We start from the raw sequence: 6437 nt of genomic DNA on the forward strand, positions 1-6437 counted from the left end.
TACAATCACGGTCCCGCACGGGCGGCGGCGGGGCGCGGCCAGCCGCTGATCGTGGCCGAGGGCTACATGGACGTCATCGCGCTGGTGGCGGCGGGCTTCGAGGCGGCGGTGGCGCCGCTCGGCACGGCGATCACCGAGGAGCAGCTCCAGATGCTCTGGCGCATCTCGGGCGAGCCGGTCATCGCGCTGGACGGCGACCGGGCGGGCCTCAAGGCCGCGATGCGCCTCGTCGATCTTGCGCTGCCCACCTCGAGGCGAACCGCTCGCTCCGCTTCTGCATCCTGCCGCAGGGCCAGGACCCCGACGACCTGATCCGCACCCAGGGCCGGGAGGCGATGCAGGCCGCCATCGACGGGGCCGAGCCGCTGGTGAGGCTGCTGTGGCGGCGGGAGACGGAGGGACAGGTCTTCGACACGCCCGAACGGCGCGCGGGCCTCGACCGGCGCCTGCGGGAGGCGGTGCTCAGGATCAAGGATCAGTCGCTCCGGCGGCACTACGGCGACGCGCTGGCCGAGTTCCGCCGCGAGCTCTTCCGCCCGCAGCGGCCCGCGTCCGGCGCACCCTGGAAGAAACGCGGCTTCGCCGAGGCGCCCGTCGCGCCGCTCGCGGCGACGCGCGCGCTCGCCGGCCAGCTCGAGGGCGAGCGGCTGCGCATCGCGCTCGTCCTCGCAACCATCTGCCGCTATCCCGCGTTGATCGACGAGTTCGAGGAACGGCTCGAGCGTTTCGACCCGCGCGACGAGGAGGCCGCGCGCCTCGCCTGGTTCCTGGTGGCCACGCCCGAGCGTGAGCAGGCCCGCCTGCGCGAAGCCATTTCTGCGGCGGGGCACATCCGGACCCTTGAAAGCCTCGAGGCGACCGGCCATCTGCGCATCACGCCGTTCCTGTTTCCGGGGCGCGACGACGTGGACGCCGCTCGGCAGTGCCTCGAGGAGGAGTTCGCGAAACACGCAGCCGCCCGCGCGCTCGAGGCCGAGCTCAAGGAGGCGGCGCACGACCTGGCGGAGGCCGCGATGGAGGAGGACGGGAGGCTCGCGTTCCGGCTGAAGCAGGCCGTCAACGGCAAGCACGCCGCACTCTCCCGCCGGGAAGGCGGAAAGACCGAGCAGTTCGGGGACACGCCGGAGGCCCGGGCGGCATTCCACGAGTTGCTAAACAGTGCCGGTCAGGCGAAGAAAAATTGACCGAGGCCTGTGCGAATCAGTGATTCGCATTACATGTGATTGCAGCTGCAAGGGACCGGCGTCCGACCCGCCGGAGGCGCCCAGCACGAAAGGACGACGCCCATGGCCAAAGACACCGACGATCGCAAGACGGAAGGCGAAGAGGCCGACATCGGGCTCGACATGAGCCAGGCCGCCGTCAAGAAGATGATCGCGGACGCCAAGGCGCGTGGCTACATCACCTACGACCAGCTCAACACCGTCCTCCCGCCCGAGCAGGTGAGCTCGGAGCAGATCGAGGACGTGATGTCGATGCTCTCGGAGATGGGCATCAACGTCATCGAGGATGACGAGGCCGACGAGGACGGCGAGAACAAGGGCTCGACCGAGGTGGTCGAGACCTCGACGAGCCGCGAGATCGCGCTGGCCACCAGCGAGACGGAAAAGCTCGACCGCACCGACGACCCGGTCCGCATGTACCTGCGCGAGATGGGCTCGGTCGAGCTCCTGTCACGCGAGGGCGAGATCGCCATCGCCAAGCGCATCGAGGCCGGCCGCAACACGATGATCGCGGGCCTCTGCGAGAGCCCGCTGACCTTCCAGGCCATCACGATCTGGCGCGACGAACTTCTCGACGAGGACATCCTCCTGCGCGACGTGATCGACCTCGACGCGACCTTCGGCCGCTCGCTCGGCGAGGACGAGGACGAGCCCGTCGTCACCTCCGTCGCCAACGCCAACGCCGAGCCCTCGCGCCGCGGCGAGGACGAGCCCGAGCTCGACGCCGACGGCAACCCGATCATGAAGGAGGACGACGAGGACGAGGACGAGCAGGCCAACATGAGCCTCGCCGCGATGGAGGCCGCGCTCAAGCCGCGCGTGCTCGACATCCTCGACCGGATCGCGAACGACTACGCCCGGCTCGCCGAGATGCAGGACAAGCGCATCTCCGCCACGCTGAACGAGGACGGCAGCTTCTCGGCCGCCGCCGAGGACGAGTACCAGAAGCTCCGCTCCGAGATCGTGGAACTGGTGAACGAGCTGCACCTCCACAACAACCGGATCGAGGCGCTGATCGACCAGCTCTACGGCATCAACCGCCGGATCATGGTCATCGACAGCGGCATGGTGAAGCTCGCCGACCAGGCGCGCATCAACCGGCGCGAGTTCATCGACGAATACCGCGGCTACGAGCTCGACCCGACCTGGTGCGAGCGCATGGCCGACAAGCAGGGCCGCGGCTGGCAGGCCCTGATGGAGAAGAGCCGCGACAAGGTCGAGGAGCTGCGCTCGGACATGGCGCAGGTCGGCCAGTATGTCGGCCTCGACATCAGCGAATTCCGCCGGATCGTGAACCAGGTCCAGAAGGGCGAGAAAGAGGCCCGCCAGGCCAAGAAGGAGATGGTCGAGGCGAACCTGCGCCTCGTGATCTCCATCGCCAAGAAATACACCAACCGCGGCCTGCAGTTCCTGGACCTCATCCAGGAGGGCAACATCGGCCTGATGAAGGCTGTGGACAAGTTCGAGTATCGCCGCGGCTACAAGTTCTCGACCTACGCGACGTGGTGGATCCGGCAGGCGATCACGCGCTCCATCGCCGACCAGGCGCGCACGATCCGCATCCCCGTCCACATGATCGAGACGATCAACAAGCTGGTGCGGACGGGCCGCCAGATGCTGCACGAGATCGGCCGCGAGCCGACGCCCGAGGAACTGGCCGAGAAGCTTCAGATGCCGCTCGAGAAGGTCCGCAAGGTGATGAAGATCGCCAAGGAGCCGATCTCCCTCGAGACGCCCATCGGCGACGAGGAGGACAGCCAGCTCGGCGACTTCATCGAAGACAAGAACGCCGTCCTGCCACTGGATTCGGCCATTCAGGAGAACCTGAAGGAGACGACGACGCGGGTTCTGGCCTCGCTCACCCCCCGCGAGGAGCGGGTGCTTCGGATGCGCTTCGGCATCGGCATGAACACCGACCACACGCTCGAGGAAGTCGGCCAGCAGTTCAGCGTGACCCGCGAGCGCATCCGGCAGATCGAGGCCAAGGCGCTGAGGAAGCTGAAGCATCCGAGCCGGTCGCGGAAGCTGCGGAGTTTCCTGGATCAGTGATCCGCCCCTGATCCCACATGCGCACGCTGGCGCTGGCGATCATCCTGCTGTGTTTCGCCGGTATGGTGACGCTGATCCTCAACGTCATCCTCGGGGCGAACTACATCCCCTCCGCAGACTGGGCGGCCGGGATGGGTTGGCCGGTCTTCCTCGGCAGCCTGATCCCCGGCGGCTTCGCGGTCCTGTGGCTCCTCCGACAGGACGCGGCCGAGCCGGGCCGCGCGAAGGCCGACCGGAGCGGCCAGACGGCGGCCTATGCGCTCGGCGGCACGGTCTTCATCGGAGTGGGTCTCACCCTCGTCGTGTTCATGACGGTCCCGATGGCCCATGCGCTTCTGGTGCGGGAGACCGTCACCCATGTCTACGTCGTGGCGGATGACTGGCCGAGCAGCCGACGTCATTGCCGAAACGGGCTCGACCTCGAGCGCCTGCCGATCCTTCAGGACACGATCTGCGGGATGCCGCGCGACTTCTTCGACCGGATCGACGAGGGCGACCGGGTCGCGGTGACCGGCCTCGGCAGCCGCCTCGGCGTCTTCCCCGACACCGTCCGCGCCCTCGGGCCGTAGGACGCGGGACATACGCGCTTCACCTGAACGATCGAGCCGGTTAGTCTGGCGACGCACGCACAGGACGAGGCAAACCCCATGTCCCTCCTCTCCCGGCTCTTCGGCGGCGGCGGCAAGCCCGCTGCGAAGGAACCCGAGGTCCACAAGGACTTCCGCATCTATCCCGAGCCGCAGTCGGGCGCGGGCGGGTTCCGCCTCGCCGCGCGGATCGAGAAGGAGGTCGGCGGCGAGACGAAGGTGCACCACATGGTTCGCGCCGACACGATCCAGTCGGCGGAGGAGGCGGAGGCCTTCTCGATCCGCAAGGCCAGGCAGCTCATCGACGAGCAGGGCGAGGGCATCTTCGGCTGAGAGGGACCGGAGGGTGACCTGCCGCAGGCTTCTGCATCCCTGCCCGTCCCCGCCGCACGCGATGACATCCCCCGGCGGTCAGGCGTCGGCCCGGCTACCCGAGCCGCTCATCCGCGAGAGCGCCCTTCTCCACCCGTGGCAGACCCGCGCACAGGCGAACGCCCCCGCCGGCGGCGAGGGCGCTGCCATCGTCTCGGTGGCAGGCTCAGCGCGTCGTCGAATGCGCCGTCGCGTGGTCCGACGTCACCGGCTTGAACAGGATCACGGCGTAGATCGCCGCAAGGCCGACGAGGATGTAGACGAGGTTGGTGAACCAGCTCTCGACGCCGAAGAGCGCGGAGACGAGGTTGAAGTCGAACAATCCGACGAGGCCCCAGTTGAGGCCGCCGACGATGATCAGGATCAGTGCGATCGCGTTCAGGGCTTTCATGTCGTTTCCTCCGGGTTTCGTTACCGGTGAAACGATGCCGATACCCTGCGGTTCCATGGAAACCGGCGCGTCAGTCCCGGAGGCGGGCGAGCATCTCGGCCGCGGCCGCCTCGGCGCCGATCTCGCCCCGCGCGACGGCCTCCGCCCGGGCGGCCATCTCGGCGCGAATGCCGGGCTCGGCGAGGCGGCGGAGAAGCCCCTCGCGCACCTCCTCGCGGAACCAGTGCGACGCCTGGTCCGCGCGGGTGCGCTCCCACCAGCCCTGTCCGCGCCGCCAGTCGGCGAGCGCCCGCATCTCGTCCCACGCGCCTTCCAGCCCCGCGCCCGTGGCCGCCGAGACGGGCAGCGCCTTGGGGAAGCCCTGAGGGTCCTGCAGGCGGCGGCGCAGAAGCCGCAGCGCGCCGGCATAGTCGGCCACCGTGCGCGTCGCGGCCCCCCTGAGGTCGCCATCCGCCTTGTTGACGAGGATGAGGTCCGCCATCTCCATGATGCCGCGCTTGACGCCCTGAAGCTCGTCGCCGCCCGCAGGCGCGAGCAGGAGCACGAAGAGGTCGCACATCTGCGCCACCATCGTCTCGGACTGGCCGACGCCCACCGTCTCGATCAGCACCACGTCGAAGCCCGCCGCCTCGCAGAGCGCCACGGCCTCGCGCGTGCGCCGCGCCACGCCGCCGAGCTGGGCGGCGGCGGGCGAGGGGCGGATGAAGGCGGCCTTCTCGCGGCTGAGACGTTCCATCCGCGTCTTGTCGCCGAGGATCGAGCCACCCGACCGCGCCGAGGAGGGATCGACGGCGAGGACCGCGACGCGCAGGCCCTGCCCCGTCAGCATCATCCCGAAGGCCTCGATGAAGGTGGACTTGCCGACGCCGGGCGTGCCGGAAAGGCCGATCCGCAGCGCCTGCCGTCCCGCGCCGCGCAGCGCCTCCATGAGCGCCGTCGCCTCCGCCCGGTGGTCGGCGCGCGTGCTCTCGACCAGCGTGACGGCACGCGCCAGCGCGCGCCTGTCGCCCGCGAGGATGCGCTCGGCCAGCGTTTCGGTGTCGGTCATGGGCGTCCCGTCCTCGCAAGGCCCCGGCCCCCGTCTTTGACCGCAACCGCGCGGCCCTGTCCACCCCGGCCCGCGCGCGGGAGTTGACGCGCCCCCGCGCGCCGTCGATCTAGGGCCGATGCCCGACGCGCGCTCCACCCTGCCGATCGAAGATGTCCTGCCGGAGCTGGTCTCCGCGCTGGCGCGCGAGGGGCGCGCGGTGCTCCAGGCCCCGCCCGGCGCGGGCAAGACGACGCGGGTGCCGCTGGCGCTGCTGGAGGCGGGGGCGGAGGGGCGCATCCTGCTCCTCGAGCCGCGCCGCCTCGCCGCACGCGCGGCGGGCGAGCGCATGGCCGAAACGCTGGGCGAGCCCTGCGGACAGACCGTCGGCTACCGCATAAGGGGCGAGGCGCGGGTCTCGGCCGAAACGCGGATCGAGGTGGTGACCGAAGGCATCCTCACGCGCATGATCCAGGACACGCCGGACCTGCCGGGCGTCGGCACGGTCATCTTCGACGAGTTCCACGAACGCGCGCTGAACGCCGATCTCGGCCTCGCGCTGGCCTGGGAGGCGCGGGGCGCGCTGCGCCCCGACCTTCGCCTGCTCGTCATGTCCGCGACGCTCGATGCCGGGCCGGTGGCGGCGCTGCTCGACGGCGCGCCGCTGATCTCCTCCGAGGGCCGCGCCTACCCGGTGGAGACGGTCTGGCTCGACCGGCCGCTGCCGCAGGGCGCGCGGTGGGAGGAGGCGATGGCCGACCTGATCCTCCGCGCCATGACGGAGGCAG

The 6437-nt window shown here is 70.0% G+C and carries 6 protein-coding genes and 1 pseudogene; 5 read left to right on the forward strand and 2 right to left on the reverse strand.

Annotation, left to right across the window (positions count from 1 at the left end):
* The 4 genes and pseudogenes from ACTS11_RS10895 to ACTS11_RS10910 form a co-directional block, all read left to right on the forward strand.
* Positions 1-1184: pseudogene (locus tag ACTS11_RS10895) on the forward strand (toprim domain-containing protein); the annotation flags it as partial.
* Between the two features lie 102 nt (positions 1185-1286).
* Positions 1287-3272, forward strand: a complete 1986-nt coding sequence (gene rpoD / locus ACTS11_RS10900) for an RNA polymerase sigma factor RpoD (protein ID WP_442640338.1) — start codon at positions 1287-1289, stop codon at positions 3270-3272.
* Between the two features lie 17 nt (positions 3273-3289).
* Positions 3290-3841 (forward strand): hypothetical protein, encoded by a 552-nt coding sequence (locus tag ACTS11_RS10905; protein ID WP_442640339.1) that lies wholly within the window; start codon positions 3290-3292, stop codon positions 3839-3841.
* 78 nt (positions 3842-3919) lie between these two features.
* On the forward strand, positions 3920-4192 hold the full coding sequence (locus ACTS11_RS10910) for an HlyU family transcriptional regulator (RefSeq protein WP_442640340.1): 273 nt from the start codon (positions 3920-3922) through the stop codon (positions 4190-4192).
* A 205-nt stretch (positions 4193-4397) separates the two neighbouring features.
* On the opposite strand, the gene ACTS11_RS10915 is transcribed toward ACTS11_RS10910, so the two are convergent.
* Positions 4398-4622: a DUF378 domain-containing protein gene (locus ACTS11_RS10915; RefSeq protein WP_442640341.1), complete on the reverse strand. Its 225-nt coding sequence runs from the start codon at positions 4620-4622 to the stop codon at positions 4398-4400.
* A 70-nt stretch (positions 4623-4692) separates the two neighbouring features.
* Positions 4693-5670, reverse strand: a complete 978-nt coding sequence (gene meaB / locus ACTS11_RS10920) for a methylmalonyl Co-A mutase-associated GTPase MeaB (RefSeq protein WP_442640342.1) — start codon at positions 5668-5670, stop codon at positions 4693-4695.
* Between the two features lie 118 nt (positions 5671-5788).
* On the opposite strand from meaB, the gene ACTS11_RS10925 reads away from it, so the two are divergent.
* Positions 5789-6437, forward strand: a 649-nt coding sequence (locus ACTS11_RS10925) for a DEAD/DEAH box helicase (RefSeq protein WP_442640343.1), incomplete at its 3' end; no start/stop codon positions are given.

Source organism: Roseicyclus sp. (assembly GCF_052168335.1).
Lineage (GTDB): Bacteria > Pseudomonadota > Alphaproteobacteria > Rhodobacterales > Rhodobacteraceae > Roseibacterium.